The organism is Pseudomonas abieticivorans, assembly GCF_023509015.1.
Classification (GTDB): Bacteria; Pseudomonadota; Gammaproteobacteria; order Pseudomonadales; family Pseudomonadaceae; genus Aquipseudomonas; species Aquipseudomonas abieticivorans.
Map to the genome: position 1 here is coordinate 5804895 of NZ_CP094975.1, position 14991 is coordinate 5819885.

Sequence of the window (14991 nt, forward strand, 5' to 3'; positions counted from 1 at the left end):
CAGGGCCCTTGGGTTCATAGCTGCTTTTTTAGATGCTTTTCGATTTCTTCCAGGGACTTGCCCTTGGTTTCCGGCACGCAGAAAAACACGAACGCCAGCGAGCCAATATTGATGGCCGCGAACACGAAAAACGTCGGGTTGCCCAGTGCGGCGATCGCCAGCGGGAAAACAAATGCGACCGTGGCATTGAACAGCCACTGCATCGAAACCGCGGTGCCGGTCATCAACCCGCGGACCTGCATGGGGAATAGCTCCGACATCAACAGCCAATACACCGGGGCAATGCACATTTGCATGAACAGCAAAAACACCAGGATGCAGGCCAAAGCGGTGTAGCTTTGGGTCAGGTTCTGCGGCATCAATTGCAGCACGCAGCCCAGCGCCGCTTGCATCAGCACCACCATGACCAGCCCGGTCATCAGCAGGTGACGCCGCCCATAGCGGCCGATGGCCCAGATGCCCAGCAAGGTCGCGACCACCGAGACCACGCCGTTGCCGATGGTGGCAGTCAATGCCGCGTTGGTGCCCATGCCGGTGTTTTTCAGGATGATGGGCGTGTAGTACATAAAGGCATTGACCCCGGTGAACTGCGCGGTGAAGCCCAGCCCCACGCCGATCAGTAGCAATTTGAGCACCCACGGTTGGCGCAGCAGTTCGCTGGCCGGCGTGCGCTTGCGCGCCTGCTGGTCGTGGGCTTGCATCTGCTCCACTTCCTGCTTGGCGGCGGCGGGGCTGTCGCGCAAGGTTTCCAGCACTTGCTGCGCCTCGTCGTAACGTCCCTTGGACGCCAACCAACGGGGCGAGGCGGGTACAAAGAAGGTACCGACCAGCAACAAGATGCCCGGCACCATGGCAATCGCCAGCATGTAGCGCCAGATGCCCGGGGCGTGCAGCAGCGCGGCGAGCACGGCGCTGAGCACGTAGGCCAGCAATTGGCCGCTGACGATCATCAGTTCATTGCGGCTGACCAGCCGCGCACGCCGCGAGGGCCCGGCGATTTCGGCGATGAACACCGGCACGGTGGCCGAGCCGCCGCCCACGGCAATGCCCAGCAAAAAGCGCGCGGCAATCATGAAGGGAATCGACGGGGCGGTTGCCGTGCCCAACGCGCCGGCGATGAACAGCACCGACAGCACGCGCAAGGTCAACCGGCGGCCAAAGCGATCGGATAGGTAGCCGCTGCCCAGCGACCCCAGGGCGGCGCCGACGATCAACGAGGCCGTCACCAGCCCTTCGGTGAATGGGCTCAGGCCCAGGCCACCCTGGTCGACGGGCAACGTCATGAAGGGCAGGGCGCCGGCGATGATGCCGGTGTCATAACCGAAGGCGAGCGCGCCCATGGTGGCGACCAGTACCGAGATAAAAATCAAGCGCCGAGGCGAGGCGGCCGGTTTGGCCTGGTCGGGGCCTGTGGCCGAGTGGGTAGAAGAAGGCATCAACGGCGCAGTCCTGAAGGGGCTCGGGAAAGGGGCGCGGGGCGCCCCGGACTGAGCTTAGGGGCCGGCAGCCCGCACGAGTTCCGTCGTCGCTGAAAACTAGGTGAATTGATTCAGCTTTGGCAAAAGCGCAGCCGATTGCCAAACGGGTCGTAGACCTCCAGCACCTGCCCCCAGCCCTGCTGGACAATCTCCGGTCGCCCGTAGCCGTAGCGCTTGGCATGGAGTTCGTCGCGCAGCCGCTCGATGTTGTGCATGGGGATGAACACCGTCGAGCCTGGGCTGGCATCGCCATGGTGCTCGGACACATGCAGTTGCAGACCGTCGCGGCTGATGCCCAGGTACAGTGGCAGGTCGGCTTCGAAGCGGTGCTCGAATTCCACCGTGAAACCTAGAAAGCCCAAGTAGAATTCGCGCGCCTTGGCTTCATCGAAACTGCGCAGTATGGGGATGGGTTTGTCGAAGGTGACGGCGGTACTGGCAGCTTGCCGGGGTAACAGCGCGGACGCGGTGTTCCAGTCCTTGTAGCCCAGTTGCTGCGCCACCAGTTCCAGCGCGGCGGCATGGGCCAACGGTTGCTCGCGCGCGGCCAGCGAGGCACGCAGCCGGGTGGCCATCTGCTTGGCGTGTTCGATTGAAATCATCACAACTCCTGTGGCCGATGCGCATGGGGCTCGCGTTGCCAGACTTCGACCGTCAAGAGAAGTGAGCGGGTTGAAGGTCCATCAGATGCTTTCACCTTTCCCAGGGGGAGCGAGCGGCAGGCAGCATCAGCCTGGCCAGATAGTACCGCAACTGGCCGTGGCGTAGGAGCGGATTTATCCGCGAAAAGTGCGCTGCGGTTTGCCTGTTAAACCGCGTTGTATGCTTCGCGGATGAATCCGCTCCTACAGTGTGGGCGAGGCCCGGGTCGTGCTGACGACGGCGTTGGCCGTGGCGTAGGAGCGGATTTATCCGCGAAAAGTGCGCTGCGGTTTGCCTGTTAAACCACGTTGTATGCTTCGCGGATGAATCCGCTCCTACAGTGTGGGCGAGGCCCGGGTCGTGCTGACAACGGCGTTGGCCCTGGCGTAGGAGCGGATTTATCCGCGAAAAGTGCGCTGCGGTTTGCCTGTTAAACCGCGTTGTATGCTTCGCGGATGAATCCGCTCCTACAGTGTGGGCGAGGCCCGGGTCGTGCTGACGACGGCGTTGGCCGTGGCGTAGGAGCGGATTTATCCGCGAAAAGTGCGCTGCGGTTTGCCTGGTAAACCGCGTTGTATGCTTCGCGGATGAATCCGCGCCTACAGTGTGGGCGAGGCCCGGGTCGTGCTGACGACGGCGTTGGCCCTTGAGTAGGAGCGGATTTATCCGCGAAAAGTGCGCTGCGGTTTGCCTGTTAAACCGCGTTGTGTGCTTCGCGGATGAATCCGCTCCTACAGTGTGGGCGAGGCCCGGGTCGTGCTGACGACGGCGCTGGCCCTTGAGTAGGCGCGGATTTATCCGCGAAAAGTGCGCGGCGGTTTGCCTGGTGAACCGCGTTGTGTGCTTCGCGGATGAATCCGCTCCTACAGTGTGGGCGAGGCCCGGGTCGTGCTGACGACGGCGTTGGCCCAGGCGTAGGAGCGGATTTATCCGCGAAAAGTGCGCGGCGGTTTGCCTGGTAAACCGCGTTGTGTGCTTCGCGGATGAATCCGCGCCTACAGTGTGGGCGAGGCCCGGGTCGTGCTGACGACGGCGTTGGCCCTGGCGTAGGAGCGGATTTATCCGCGAAAAGTGCGCTGCGGTTTGCCTGGTAAACCGCGTTGTATGCTTCGCGGATGAATCCGCGCCTACGGTGAGGGCGGGCAGTGGTTCATCAGTTCGCGCACGCGGGTCACCAGGCTGTCGACCGCGAACGGCTTGGTCAGCACTTGCATGCCCGGGCCCAGGTCGCGGTTACCAATGGCGGCATTCTCGGCGTAGCCGGTGATGAACAAGGTGTTGAGTTGCGGCCGGATTTCCCGCCCGGCATCGGCCAACTGACGGCCGTTCATGCCGCCGGGCAGGCCGACATCGGTGATCAACAGATCGATGTGCACGTCCGAGCGCAGCACCTTGAGCCCGGCGCTACTGTCGGCGGCCTCGATCAGGGTGTAGCCCAGGTCGCCCAGCACCTCGGTCAACAGCAGGCGCACGGTCGGTTCGTCGTCCACGACCAGGATGGTCTCGGCTGCGTTGCTGAACGCGGCAGGCGCCGGGTGCGGGGCATGCGCAAGCTGGGTCGCGTCGCCCAGGTAGCGAGGCAGGTAGAGGCACATGGTGGTGCCGTGGCCTACGAGGGAGTCGATGCGCGCCTGCCCGCCGGATTGCTTGGCAAAGCCGTAGATCATCGACAGCCCCAGGCCCGTGCCCTGGCCAATGGGTTTGGTGGTGAAGAACGGATCGAAGGCCTTGGCGATGACCTCGGGCGGCATGCCGCAGCCGGTGTCGGTGACACATAGCGACAGGTACTGCCCGGGGGGCATGTCGTGGGCGCGGGCGGCTTGGCTGTCCAGCCAGTGGTTAGCCGTTTCGATCAGGATGCGGCCGCCAGCAGGCATGGCATCGCGGGCATTGATGCACAGGTTGAGCAAGGCGTTTTCCAACTGGCTGGCATCCACCAGCGTGAGCCACAGGTCGGGCGCGGCCTGGGTTTGCAGGACAATGCTGGGCCCCACCGTGCGCTGGATCAGCTCGAGCATGCCGGCCATCAGCGCGTTTACGTCGGTGGGGCGCGGGTCCAAGGTTTGGCGTCGGGAGAACGCTAGCAGCCGGTGGGTCAGGGCCGCGGCTCGCTTGGTCGCGCCGTGGGCGGTGACGATGTATTTGTCCACGTCCTGAAACCGGCCTTGGGCGATCCGCTTGCCCATCAGCTCCAAGGCGCCCGAGATACCCGCCAGCAGGTTGTTGAAGTCGTGGGCCAGGCCCCCGGTCAGTTGGCCTACCGCTTCCATTTTTTGCGCCTGGCGCAGTTTTTCCTCGGTTTGCATCAGCTCGGCGGTGCGTTCGGCCACGCGTTGTTCCAGGTTGTCGTTCAGCGCGCGCAAGGCCGCCGTTGCCTGGTCGCGCTGGGCCTCCATGTTGCGGCGCTCCTCGACATCGATCAGCACCCCTGGAAAACGCAGCGGGGTGCCATCCTCGGCGCAGTCGACCCGACCGTTGGCTTCGATCCAGCAATAGCGCCCATCGGCCCGGCGCACCCGGTACTGGTGGGAATAGGCGCCGCCACGGGTGATCACTTCATTGATGGCCGCGGTGAGTGCGTCGCGATCGTCCGGGTGCACGGTCACGACCACTTGGGCCAGGCTCAAGCTGTCCAGGCCCAAGGCGGGGTCCAGGTCAAACACCCGGGCGAAGGCTTCGTCAACGGTGAAGCGGTCGGTGGGCAGGTCCCAGTGCCAGGTGCCAATGATTGCACCGGCGGCAAGGGCCAACTGCACCCGCTCGACGTTTTGCCGTGCGATCGCCTCGCTGGCGGCGAGGCGTTCCTGAGCGCGGCGGCGTTCGGTGACGTCGCTGAAAAAGATCGCGATCTGCCGATCGGCGGGGTCGCCGACGCGTATTGCACGCACGTCAAACCAGCGCTCGAACGCCTTGGCATAGCTTTCGAAGTTGGCCGATTCTCCGGTCTTGGCCACATGCCCGTAGGTGTCGAACCAGAACTGTTCCAGGTCGGGTGCGAATTCAGTCACCCACTTGCCACGCAGGTTAACCCCAGCCTGGCGCTCGAAGGCTGGGTTGGCTTGCACGAAGCGGTAATCCACCGGATGGTCGTTGGCATCGAACTTGACCTGGACAATGGCGAACGCCGCCTCGATGGTTTCCAGTATCGTGCTGAAGCGTTCTTCGCTTTGGCGCAGTGCGGTTTCGGCGGTGCGCGTGCTGTGCTCAAGGGCCAGGCGCAGCCTGGCGTTCTCGGACGCCAGCTCCTCGCGGGTTTGGTGTTTCAGAACTCATCCCTCATGACATTAACGTGGCCGTGGCCGGACTTTTACACTCAAGCGGTTTGGCACACAATCAAACCCCAGCTGGGTGGAATTTGCTTTTTGGTTGCCGTGACAGCACTTTGATAGCAACGTCGCGCCAGAGTTCGCCGCAGAGGAATCGATGAACATTACCCCGCACGACCAACAGCAATTGCAGCACGCAAAAAACCTGCTGGAGAACCCCGGCTTCGTGGCCAAGTTGACCAACATCATCGGCATGCCGATCGAGGTCGCGCTGAAGCAATTGCCCAAAAGCGTGACCAAACGCATTGCCGGCGTCACCCAGTCGGCCTTGGTCAAGGCCCTGGATGCGGCGGTATTTACCCTCAAGGGTGTACCGGGGCAGGCACCCTCCAACCTCTGGCACAAAACCGGGATTGCCGTGAGCGGCGGCGTGGGCGGCTTTTTCGGCTTGGCGGGGCTGGGGGTGGAATTGCCGCTGTCGACCTCGATCATGCTGCGCTCGATCGCCGATATCGCCCGCAGCCATGGCGAGCAGGTGGACACCGACGAAGCCAAGCAAGCCTGCCTGGCCGTGTTTGCGCTGGGTGGCCGCTCGGTGAAGGACGATGATTCGGAAACCGGCTACTACACCGTGCGCGCCGCGCTGGCCAAGTCGTTGTCCGACGGCTCGATCCTCAAGCTGATCGCCGCCATCGCCGAGCGGTTCAGCATTCACGTGGGCGAGAAAGCGGCCGCCCAGGCGATACCGGCCATTGGCGCCGTGGGCGGGGCGTTGGTCAACCTGGCGTTCATCGACCATTTCCAAGACATGGCGCGGGGGCATTTCATTGTCAGGCAGTTGGAACGGCGTTACGGCCAGGCGGCGGTGCAGGCCTTGTATCAGGCCCTGCCGGCGCGGCCATGATCGCGCAGTTGGCCTGGGCAAATTCCCAGGCGTTGCCGGAACGCGGTGGCCATGTGTGCCTGGGAGGCAAACCCGCAGGCCTGGGCGATGGCTGCCAGGCCCAGGTTTGAGCCGCGCAACAGGCTGCGCGCGCGGGCCAGGCGCCGGTCGATGAGGTAGCTGTGCGGGCTTTTGCCCATCGCCAATTTGAATGCACGGGTGAAGTAGCCTTCCGATAGCTCCAGCAACTGGGCCATGGCCTGCACACTCAGCGGCCCGTCGAGCCCGGCGTCGATGAAATCGTCCAGCAGGCGCAGGCGCCGGGCGGTCATCGTGCCTTTTTGGGGCATCGCTGCAGTGCCGTTCGCCCGCGCAGCCAGGGCCAAGGCCCAGCCTTCCCAGTCGGCGCCCAGCGTCCCGAGCAGCAGCGCACGGCGCATCTGCTGGGCGAGGGCGATGGCAGGCGGGTCGACCCGGTTGTTGAACGCCTGGTCGCCCACCAGCGGCGCACCGTCGCTGCGGACCAGGCGCAGGTATTCGCCGCCCGCAGGCGATTCGGAAAACACGTCACACCCGGCGGGGATGAACGCCAGGCCATTGGCCGTGGCGGCGAACGGGCGTACCCGGTCACTGCCGATGGCGTGCCGGCCGCGCTGGCTGTCGAAGGCAAAGCCGATGGCCGACTGGGTGGCGACATAACGGGCCTGGTACGCGGCGCCTGGCAGCAACTCGATCGCCCACGGCCCCGCCACGGCTCGCCGGACCGGTTCGCAAAGGGGCGGTGTGGGCACGTGTGGGGAACGGTTCATGGCGGTCATAGTAGCCAATCGAGCGGGCGAAAGTCAGGTCAGTTTTATGAAAGCCAGCGCCCGGTGCATCTGCCTAGACTGGGCCAAACCCCAGAGGCCATGCCCATGCACGGATTGATCCGCAACGACATCGAAAACGCTGCCCGCCTGGTGTACCAGGTGATGCCGGCCACCGCCCAATATGCCTGGCCCTTGCTGGCCCAACGGCTGGGCTGCACGGTGTGGGTCAAACATGAAAACCACACGCCTACCGGCGCCTTCAAGGTGCGCGGCGGCATCACCTTCATGCACTGGCTCAAGCGTAACTTTCCAGAGGTCAAAGGCATTGTCACCGCTACCCGGGGCAACCACGGCCAAAGCCTGGCGCTGGCAGCCAGGGCCTTGGGCCTGCAGGCACTGATCGTGGTGCCGGTGGGCAATTCGGTGGAAAAGAACGCCGCCATGCGCGCCTTTGGTGGCGAGGTCATCGAGTTTGGCCAGGACTTTGACGAAGCCCGCGAAGAGGCCGCGCGCCTGGCCCAGGCCCATGGCCTTTACCTGGTGCCGCCGTACCACGCCGAACTGGTCAAGGGGGTGGCGACCTACGCGCTGGAGCTGTTTAACGCGGTACCCGACCTGCACACGGTGTACGTGCCCATCGGCTGCGGTTCGGGTATTTGCGCGGTGATCGCCGCCCGCGACGCGCTGGGCTTGAAGACCCAGGTGGTGGGTGTGGTGTCTACCGAGGCTGATGCGGCCAAACAGTCTTTTGAAGCCGGTGCGCTGATGGAAACCGCCTCGGCCGGCACCTTTGCCGACGGCCTGGCGGTGCGCAAGCCAATCCCCGAGGCTTTTGCCGTGTACGCGGCGGGGGCGGCGCGGATCGTCGCGGTGAGCGACGAACAGATCGCTGACGCGATGCGGGTGTATTACACCGACACCCACAACCTGGCCGAAGGCGCCGGTGCGGCGCCTTTGGCGGCATTGATGCAGGAGCGTGAGCGGGTGGCAGGGCAGAAGGTGGCAGTGATTTTGTCGGGCGGCAATATAGACCGCCCGGTTTATGCAAGGGTGATTGCGTAAGGCCTGTTACCAGCGCCCGTAGCCTGGGCCGTAATAGCCGCGCGTTGGCGGTGGGGCGTACCGGCGGTATTCAACCCGTTGCGGCACCACGTAGGCCACCGGCTGGTATTGCGGCGGGTAGCGATACTGCGGTTGATAGCCCTGGTATTGCGGGCGGTAGTAGTGGTTCTGGCCGGGGCCGCTGATCACGGCGGCCACCACGGCACCCACGGCTGCCCCGGCGATGACGGGCACTATCACATCGCGATCATGGGCTGATGCCGCGCCTGCGGCGACCAGGCAACCGGAAAGGATCAAGGCTTGGGTCATCTTCGAAAACATGGTGTCTCCTCTGGCGGCATGTTGGGTTCGCCATGTGTGTATGAAACACCCGTTTCGTGTAAACGCAGGTCTAGGTTCGGTAAAGGTTAGGTAAAGCGTGGCCCCACTGCCTGGAGCAACTGCCCGCTGCGCAATTGCTCGGTCACGCTGGCGATGTCGGCATAAAACGCACGGTCTTGATCGGCCACCGGCACGGCACTGCGTACCCGGTCGTACACCGCGCGCGTGGCGCTGGAGGCGCTGCCCACGTCGTGAAAGTCCAGTGCCTGGCAGCCGACCAGCACTTCGATGGCGATCACCGATTCGAGCTTTTGCGACACCTTGTAGGCCTTCATGGCGGCGTTATAGGCGAAACTGACCGGATCTTCCTGGTTGCCACAGGTCGAAACGCTGTCGATCGAGGCCGGGTGCGACAGTACTTTCATTTCGCCCAGCAGGCCGGCGGCGGTGTACTGGATGATCATGTAGCCACTGTTGAGCCCCGGCTGGCGAACCAGGAAAGCCGGCATTTCACTGAAGTGCGAGTTGACCATGCGATCAGTGCGCCGCTCGGAGAACTTGGCCAGGTTGGTCATGGCCACGCATAGGCTGTCGGCGGCCATGCCCACGTAGGAGCCGTCGAAATTGGCACCGGAGATGGCAATGCCATCGTCGTCGCCCAACGGGTAGATCACCGGGTTGTCGCCACTGGAGCGCAATTCGCTGTCCAGCGCCTGGCGGGCGTAGTCGATGAACTGCTTGACCGCGCCGTGCACCTGGGGGATGGCCCGCAAGCTGTAGAAGTCTTGCAAGCGGTGGTCGACGTTTGCGGCCGCCAATTGGCTGTCGGCCAGCAACTCACAAAGGATGCGCGCGGTGTGGGCCTGCAGCGGGTGCGCCTTGACCGAATGGTAGCGCGGGTCGAAGGCCCGCACGGTACCGCGCAGGGCTTCGACCGACAGCGCCGCGGCGACATCGGCGGTGCGGGCTGCCTGGGTGGCGTTGTACAGTGCCAACAGGCTGAGCGCGGTGACCGAGGTGGTGCCATTGAGCATCGCCAGGCCTTCCTTGGTGTGCAACTCGGTGGCGCGCAGGCCCACTTGCCGCAGCGCTGTAGCGCCATCGACCAGCGGCCCGCCTGCCACCCGGGCCTGGCCTTCACCGAGCAACACCAGGGCGATGTGCCCTTCGACCGCCAGGTAGCCCACCGAGCCCTCGCCGGGAGCGAACGGCACCACGTCATGGTTCAACAGCTCGGCGATCAGTTCCAGCAGCGCCAGGCGCACGCCGGAAAACCCCTTGCCCAGGCTGACCAGCATCATCAGCTGGATGGCCCGTACCTGCTCGCGGTTCAGTGGCTCACCCACGGCCACGGCATGGGAGCGCACGATGTTGACCTGCAGTTGCTTGGCGTCCTGCGGTGCGATCACGTGCCTGACGTTGTCGCCGAAGCCGGTGGTCACGCCATAAACCAGGCGGTTTTCGTCCAGGAAGCGTTTGACCAGACGGCTGGAGGCGTTGACGCGGGCTTTGTAGCCGTCGGAAAAAGACACGGTGGCGGCATAGCGCGCCACGGCGACGAATTGCTCAAGGCTCAGGTCGCTGTCGCCCAGTACCACGTGTTCGATCTGCTCGGGATGGCGGTTCATCAATCACTCCACAGGAAAAAAATAGCGCGCGTAGGCCCCCAGGTACAGGGGCGTGGTTGAAAGCGTAAGGGGCTTTTACTGTGAAGATAAGTGGGCTAAAGCTGCGATATTGTTTAGAATACCTAAACTAAATAGACCAAGGATCTCACCCGATGAATCCGCTGCCACCCTTGCGGGCCATGGAAGTATTTGAAGCCGTCGGCCATTGCGGCGGCATCACCCAGGCAGCCAGGCGCCTGGGTATTTCCACGGGTGCGGTCAGCCAGCAGATGAAAATCCTCGAACAGGCCTTGGGCATCAGCCTGATGGTCAAGGCCGGCCAACGCCTGCGCCTGAACCCCAGCGGCCAACGCTTCCATGCCCGTTGCACGGCAGCGTTCGAAGCACTGCGCTTGGCAGTCGATGAGGCTCACCGCTCGCGTGACCCGCACAGCCTGTCCATCAGCGGCCTGCCGTCGTTGCTGCACAAATGGCTGGGGCCGTTGATCGGCGAATGGGAGCAACACAACCCCACGGTCAGCGTGTACCTGGACAGCTCCCTGAACGAGGACTTGACCTTGGAGGGCGTGGACTTTCGCATTGGCTATGGCGATAGCCTGCAAGAGGGCGAGCATGGCCTGGAGCTGTTCCAGGATTGCGTGGTGCCGGTGTGCGCGCCACCCCTGATCGCCGCCGGGGGCCCCTTTGCCAGCGCCGAGCCGCTGGCCAGGCTGCCGTTGATTCGGGTCGACTCACGGCCCAAGTTCGATTCGCCGCCGTCCTGGGAAAGCTGGTTTGCCACGGCGCAGGTCGTGCTTGCGCAGCCGTTACACATCCCGCGCACGTTCTCGTCCACCGGCATGGCCATCGAGGCCGCTTTGCTGGGGCAGGGCGTGGTGTTGGCGCCGTATTCGATGGTGGGCAAGGAGCTGGGCAGCGGCCGGCTGGTCATCGCGGTGCTGCACCCCAGCCTGTTGCCGTCGCCGTACCAATTGCGCTGGGCCAGCGAGGCTTTTCACAAGCCGCAGTGCCGCAGTTTCCAACGTTGGCTGGTGGCGCGAGGCCGGGCGCAGCAAGCGCTTACCCAGGCGCTGCTGGCAAGTGTCGCCGCCGGCGCCGTGGTCACCTGACGCCGAGCTCATCGAGCAACCACTTCTTGAACACTTCGGCCGCCTCGTGCTGGGTCCGACGGTTGGGGTACACCAGGTAGTGGCCGATGTACTGGATGTCATGAGTGAGCGCCCGCAGTGGCGCCACCAGCGCGCCGCGCTTGAGTTCACCTTCGGCCAGCAAGGTCGATTCCAACACCACGCCCATGCCGTTGACCGCCGCGGCAATCGCCATGTTGCTGCGGTCAAAGCGCAGGGCATAGTGGTGCGGCGGCATCAGGTGGTTGGCCTCGAACCAGCCTTTCCATTGCAGCATTTGCACGTCGCACTGGATCAGTGTGTGCGCATACAAATCCTGTGGGCTGCGGATGCGTTCGGCAAGCGCCGGGCTGCAAAGTGGGGTGAGGTGTTCCACCGCCAGCGGCACCTTTTCGTTGAGGCTGGGCCGCGGCTCGCCATAGACGATATCCAGGTCAAAGTCGTCATTTTCGAATTGCGCGTAGTCGGTGCTGGCAGAAAAGCGCAGGTCGATGGCCGGGTGTGCCTGCACGAACCGTGATAGGCGCGGCATCAGCCACTGGGTACCGAAACTGGGCGCGGTGTGCAGGCGCAGGGGCGGGGGTTCGTCGGCGTTGGCCAGGGCAAAGCCGCGTTGCATTTCGTCCAGGCCGCGCTGCACGTGCTCCAGCAACAGGCGCCCCTTGGCCGTGAGGTTGACTTCGCGGGTGGTGCGTTCGAACAGTTGGATCTGGATGGCGTCTTCCAGCTTTCTGATGGAATGGCTGACCGCACTCGACGAGATACCGAGCTCCACCGACGCCTGGATGAACGATGCGCTGCGGCCCACCGACTCGAACACCCGCAGTGATGAAAGTGGAACCCGGCGCAGTGCGGTGATTGCTGAATTATGTTCAGTCATTGCTGCAAAAAGGTCTTTTGTAAGGGCTGTATGGCTGATGTTAGCTTGATTGCAGGTGGTACGCAGGCAGTTTGATGAATTAAGCACAGTAGTGCGCCTGGGTACGCTCTTACAAAAAACAGGAATCAATAATGACAACAATTCCTAGAAGTGCCGAAGCCCCCGTGGCGCCGCTTCAGCGCCTGGCGCACCACGCCTGGCGGATCCGCCGTTTTGCCCTGCGCATGGGCGAAGTACAGGGCCAAGGCTATGTCGGGCAAGCGCTGGGCTGGGCGGATGTGCTCGCGGTTGCCTATTGCCACGCGATGACCCTGCACCCAAACGATCCCCACCATGAAGGCCGCGACCGCTTCCTGCTGTCCCACGGGCACTATGCGATTGCCCTATACGCCGCGCTTATCGAAGCGCAGGTCATCCCCGAAAGCGAATTGGACACCTACGGTTCCGACGACAGTCGGTTGCCGATGTCGGGCATGGCCAGCTACACGCCTGGCATGGAAATGTCCGGCGGCTCGCTGGGCCAGGGGCTGCCCATCGGCGTGGGCATGGCCCTGGCGCTGCGTTTGAAAAACAACCCGGCCTGGGTGTTCAACTCGATGTCCGATGGCGAACTGGACGAAGGCTCGACCTGGGAAGCGGCGATGTCGGCCGCGCACCATCAGTTGGGCAACTTGATTGCCCTGGTGGACCTGAACAAGCAGCAGGCCGATGGCAACTCCCATGACATTCTGGGCTTTGAACCCCTGGTGGATAAATGGCAGGCCTTTGGCTGGCATGTGCAGCGGGTCGATGGCAACGATTTGCCCGCGGTGATAACCGCCTTTGACCAGGCCATGGCGCTGGCCGAGGCCAGGCCCCGGGTCATCCTGTTCGACACCCTGATGGGCAAAGGCGTGGACTTTTTGGAAACCCGCGAGAAAAACCACTTTATCCGCGTGGAGCCAGAAGAATGGCAAGCCGCGCTGCATGCATTGGATCTTCGCCATCAGCAAGGGGGGCATTGAGATGAGTACCGGGACCGTAGCCAAACCCCGCCTGACCACCTCCGCGATGATTGCTTCGATCGCCAACGAAGGGCAGCGCACCGAGTCCGCCCCCTTCGGCCATGCGCTCGTGGCCGCCGCCCAGCGTAACCGGCACATCGTCGGCATGACCGCGGACCTTTCCAAGTACACCGACCTGCATGTGTTTGGCCGTGAGTTCCCTGATCGGCATTTTCAGATGGGCATGGCCGAGCAGTTGTTGATGGCTGCCGCCGGCGGCATGGCCAAGGAAGGCCTGGTGCCCTTTGCTACCACCTACGCGGTCTTCGCCACGCGACGGGCATATGATTTCATCCACCAGGTAATTGCCGAGGAGCACCTGAACGTCAAGATCTGCGCGGCATTGCCCGGCCTGACCACCGGGTATGGGCCCAGCCACCAGGCCACCGACGACCTGGCACTGATGCGCGCCGTGCCTGGGCTGACCGTGATCGACCCCTGCGATGCCTTGGACACCGCGCAGGCGGTGGCCGCCATCGCCGAGTACCAAGGGCCGGTGTACATGCGCCTGCTGCGCGGCAAAGTGCCGATGGTGCTGGACCAATACGATTACCAGTTTGAATTGGGCAAGGCCAAGCTACTGCGCGACGGCCGGGATGTGTTGATCATCGCCAGCGGCATCATGACCATGCGCGCCCTGGAGGTGGCCGAGGTGTTGGCCGACGGCAGCGCCGACGTCGCGGTGTTGCACGTGCCGACCATCAAGCCTTTGGACGAGGCCACCCTGATCGAGCAATGCCGGCGCAGTGGCCGGCTGGTGGTGGTGGCCGAAAACCACAGCAGCGTCGGCGGCCTGGGTGAGGCCGTGGCGTTGACGCTGATGAAGGCAGGCGTGAACCCGGCGTTCAGGCAGATCGCCTTGCCTGACGCGTTCCTGGACGCCGGCGCCTTGCCCACCTTGCACGATCGCTATGGCATTTCCACCGCCACCATGGCGGCCAACATTCGCCTGTGGCTGGCTTGAGGGTTCGAACATGAACGTCGCATTTATTGGCCTGGGCGCGATCGGCTTGCCCATGGCCCAGCAGATCCAGCAAGCCGGCCACGCCGTGGTCGGTATCGAATTGAGCGACACCGGGCGCGCCACGGCGCAGGCCCACGGCATCGAGGCGAGCGCCGATTGGCGCGCGGCCATTGACGCCGACGTGGTGGTGGTGATGGTCGCCACCCCCGCGCAATTGGCCGACTTGGTCAGCCAGTGCACGCCCCTCAAGGCCGGCCAGCACTGGGTGGTGATGAGTACCGTGGGGCCGGCGGCCGTGCGCGAGCAAGCGCAGCGCTTGCTCGCGCACGGCGTGCAGGTGATCGACGCCCCCGTCACCGGCGGCGTGGCGCGCGCGAAAACCGGCAGCCTGTTGATTTTTGCCTCAGGCCCACAGGCGGCGCTGGACCGCGTGACACCGGTGCTGGTTGCCATGGGTGACGTCAAGGTGGCGGGCGATCATGTCGGCGACGGCCAGGCCATCAAGGTGGTCAACCAGCACCTGTGCTCGGTTCACCTGGCTGCGGCAGCCGAAGCACTGAGCCTGGCACGCTCGCTGGGGCTTGACCCGGCGCATGTGCTGGAGCTGGTGCAAGGTGGCGCGGGGGGCTCCTGGATGCTCTCCGATCGCGGCCCGCGCATGTTGGAGGGCACTGACACCCGTGTCACCAGCATGGTCGATATTTTTGTCAAGGACAGTGGCTTGGTGGCCGATGCGGCTCAGGGCTGTGCAGCCAAGGTGCCGCTGCTGGCCGTGGCCCATCAGCGCTTTTGCCTGGCGGCCGACGCAGGGCTGGGCAAGCGCGATGACAGCCGGGTGATCGAGACCTGGCAGTAGGTGTTTCGCAAACCCAGGGCAGGGCCAAACCC

The 14991-nt window shown here is 64.0% G+C and carries 13 protein-coding genes; 6 read left to right on the forward strand and 7 right to left on the reverse strand.

Annotated elements, in window-relative coordinates; genetic code table 11:
- Positions 1 to 14 precede the first annotated feature (14 nt).
- The 3 genes from L9B60_RS26380 to L9B60_RS26390 form a co-directional block, all read right to left on the reverse strand.
- Positions 15 to 1436: a sugar porter family MFS transporter gene (locus tag L9B60_RS26380; protein ID WP_249673911.1), complete on the reverse strand. Its 1422-nt coding sequence runs from the start codon at positions 1434 to 1436 to the stop codon at positions 15 to 17.
- Between the two features lie 113 nt (positions 1437 to 1549).
- Positions 1550 to 2080 carry a glyoxalase superfamily protein gene (locus L9B60_RS26385; RefSeq protein ID WP_249673912.1) on the reverse strand — a complete coding sequence of 177 codons (531 nt, stop codon included), beginning with the start codon at positions 2078 to 2080 and terminating at the stop codon, positions 1550 to 1552.
- Between the two features lie 1167 nt (positions 2081 to 3247).
- Positions 3248 to 5341 (reverse strand): ATP-binding protein, encoded by a 2094-nt coding sequence (locus L9B60_RS26390; RefSeq protein WP_438866159.1) that lies wholly within the window; start codon positions 5339 to 5341, stop codon positions 3248 to 3250.
- Between the two features lie 202 nt (positions 5342 to 5543).
- Here L9B60_RS26390 and L9B60_RS26395 point away from each other — a divergent pair, with 202 nt between their 5' ends.
- Complete coding sequence (locus L9B60_RS26395) at positions 5544 to 6290, forward strand: EcsC family protein (protein WP_249673913.1); 747 nt, start codon at positions 5544 to 5546, stop codon at positions 6288 to 6290.
- Here the strand turns inward: L9B60_RS26395 and L9B60_RS26400 are convergent.
- Positions 6266 to 7087: a helix-turn-helix transcriptional regulator gene (locus tag L9B60_RS26400; protein WP_249673914.1), complete on the reverse strand. Its 822-nt coding sequence runs from the start codon at positions 7085 to 7087 to the stop codon at positions 6266 to 6268. The genes L9B60_RS26395 and L9B60_RS26400 overlap by 25 nt on opposite strands.
- Before the next feature lie 96 nt (positions 7088 to 7183).
- Here L9B60_RS26400 and L9B60_RS26405 point away from each other — a divergent pair, with 96 nt between their 5' ends.
- On the forward strand, positions 7184 to 8140 hold the full coding sequence (locus L9B60_RS26405) for a threonine dehydratase (RefSeq protein WP_249673915.1): 957 nt from the start codon (positions 7184 to 7186) through the stop codon (positions 8138 to 8140).
- 6 nt (positions 8141 to 8146) lie between these two features.
- On the opposite strand, the gene L9B60_RS26410 is transcribed toward L9B60_RS26405, so the two are convergent.
- Together L9B60_RS26410 and L9B60_RS26415 are read right to left on the reverse strand one after the other, a co-directional pair.
- Positions 8147 to 8461 (reverse strand): hypothetical protein, encoded by a 315-nt coding sequence (locus tag L9B60_RS26410; RefSeq protein WP_249673916.1) that lies wholly within the window; start codon positions 8459 to 8461, stop codon positions 8147 to 8149.
- 86 nt (positions 8462 to 8547) lie between these two features.
- On the reverse strand, positions 8548 to 10089 hold the full coding sequence (locus L9B60_RS26415) for an HAL/PAL/TAL family ammonia-lyase (protein ID WP_249673917.1): 1542 nt from the start codon (positions 10087 to 10089) through the stop codon (positions 8548 to 8550).
- 152 nt (positions 10090 to 10241) lie between these two features.
- Here L9B60_RS26415 and L9B60_RS26420 point away from each other — a divergent pair, with 152 nt between their 5' ends.
- Positions 10242 to 11198, forward strand: a complete 957-nt coding sequence (locus tag L9B60_RS26420) for a LysR substrate-binding domain-containing protein (protein WP_249673918.1) — start codon at positions 10242 to 10244, stop codon at positions 11196 to 11198.
- Here L9B60_RS26420 and L9B60_RS26425 read toward each other — a convergent pair.
- On the reverse strand, positions 11191 to 12096 hold the full coding sequence (locus L9B60_RS26425; RefSeq protein ID WP_249673919.1) for a LysR substrate-binding domain-containing protein: 906 nt from the start codon (positions 12094 to 12096) through the stop codon (positions 11191 to 11193). The genes L9B60_RS26420 and L9B60_RS26425 overlap by 8 nt on opposite strands.
- Before the next feature lie 131 nt (positions 12097 to 12227).
- Here L9B60_RS26425 and L9B60_RS26430 point away from each other — a divergent pair, with 131 nt between their 5' ends.
- The 3 genes from L9B60_RS26430 to L9B60_RS26440 are packed head-to-tail and all read left to right on the forward strand — an operon-like array spanning position 12228 to position 14959.
- On the forward strand, positions 12228 to 13100 hold the full coding sequence (locus tag L9B60_RS26430; RefSeq protein WP_249673920.1) for a transketolase: 873 nt from the start codon (positions 12228 to 12230) through the stop codon (positions 13098 to 13100).
- 1 nt (position 13101) lies between these two features.
- Positions 13102 to 14103 carry a transketolase family protein gene (locus L9B60_RS26435; RefSeq protein ID WP_249673921.1) on the forward strand — a complete coding sequence of 334 codons (1002 nt, stop codon included), beginning with the start codon at positions 13102 to 13104 and terminating at the stop codon, positions 14101 to 14103.
- Positions 14104 to 14113: 10 nt separating this feature from the next.
- Entirely contained in the window at positions 14114 to 14959 is an 846-nt protein-coding gene (locus tag L9B60_RS26440; RefSeq protein WP_249673922.1) for an NAD(P)-dependent oxidoreductase, read from the forward strand.
- Positions 14960 to 14991: the final 32 nt, after the last annotated feature.

Coding starts and splice junctions, on each gene's coding strand:
- L9B60_RS26380 (WP_249673911.1), bottom strand. CDS start 1,436: ATGCCTTCTTCTACCCACTCGGCCACAGGCCCCGACCAGGCCAAACCG.
- L9B60_RS26385 (WP_249673912.1), bottom strand. CDS start 2,080: ATGATTTCAATCGAACACGCCAAGCAGATGGCCACCCGGCTGCGTGCC.
- L9B60_RS26395 (WP_249673913.1), top strand. CDS start 5,544: ATGAACATTACCCCGCACGACCAACAGCAATTGCAGCACGCAAAAAAC.
- L9B60_RS26400 (WP_249673914.1), bottom strand. CDS start 7,087: ATGACCGCCATGAACCGTTCCCCACACGTGCCCACACCGCCCCTTTGC.
- L9B60_RS26405 (WP_249673915.1), top strand. CDS start 7,184: ATGCACGGATTGATCCGCAACGACATCGAAAACGCTGCCCGCCTGGTG.
- L9B60_RS26410 (WP_249673916.1), bottom strand. CDS start 8,461: ATGTTTTCGAAGATGACCCAAGCCTTGATCCTTTCCGGTTGCCTGGTC.
- L9B60_RS26415 (WP_249673917.1), bottom strand. CDS start 10,089: ATGAACCGCCATCCCGAGCAGATCGAACACGTGGTACTGGGCGACAGC.
- L9B60_RS26420 (WP_249673918.1), top strand. CDS start 10,242: ATGAATCCGCTGCCACCCTTGCGGGCCATGGAAGTATTTGAAGCCGTC.
- L9B60_RS26425 (WP_249673919.1), bottom strand. CDS start 12,096: ATGACTGAACATAATTCAGCAATCACCGCACTGCGCCGGGTTCCACTT.
- L9B60_RS26430 (WP_249673920.1), top strand. CDS start 12,228: ATGACAACAATTCCTAGAAGTGCCGAAGCCCCCGTGGCGCCGCTTCAG.
- L9B60_RS26435 (WP_249673921.1), top strand. CDS start 13,102: ATGAGTACCGGGACCGTAGCCAAACCCCGCCTGACCACCTCCGCGATG.
- L9B60_RS26440 (WP_249673922.1), top strand. CDS start 14,114: ATGAACGTCGCATTTATTGGCCTGGGCGCGATCGGCTTGCCCATGGCC.